The sequence below is a fragment of the Rhizobacter sp. P3_B12 genome, from assembly GCF_056402895.1.
Window position 1 is genome coordinate 1 of record NZ_JBFUGN010001698.1, and the last position, 626, is coordinate 626.

Annotated in this window: 1 pseudogene; it reads right to left on the bottom strand. The window is 71.1% G+C overall.

The features are described 5' to 3' along the window. Positions 1-137 precede the first annotated feature (137 nt). Positions 138-626, bottom strand: a pseudogene (locus tag AC1D01_RS37740) (hypothetical protein); the annotation flags it as partial.

The window sequence follows — 626 nt, forward strand, 5'->3', positions numbered from 1 at the left end:
GGACAACAGCGATTCGTCCAGCACGATCGCGAGCGATCCGCTGGCACCGCGCGCCGATCGCAACTGATCGTCGCCACGTCGGCTTCGAGGGCCCGGCAGATTCGCTCTGCCGGGCCCTCGTTTCATTCAAGAGGGGGTCAGTGGACGGCGGCCTGCGCCAGCTGGGTGGTTTGCGATGCGGGGCGCGGATCGGGCATGCCGAACACCTCGGCCAGCGTGCGGCGGTCGGGCACCAGGTACACCATCGCGCGGCCGCGGCTGAACATCGGGCTGATCACGCCGTCGTAGAAGGCCGGCGGCAGGTTGATGCAACCGTAGCTGATGCGGTTGTCGTCGACGCCCGGTGACGCGAGGCGCTGCGCGCGACGCTCGCGCGGGTTGGTGGTGCGCACGCGGTGCATCGACACCGCGGCGTCGTAGTCGACCCAGACGATGTCCTCGCCATTGGCGTTGTGGCCGGGCCGGCCGACGAAGCGGCCAGCCGGCGTGATGCGCTCGGACGGCTTGATGTCGGCGATGGGCCGCTCGCCGATGCCCGGCACCGAATCGTCGCCACGCGCCGCCCCCAGCAGCGCCGGTGCCGAACCGAGCAGGCGGCCGGCCGCATCGAACGCGAACACGTGGGC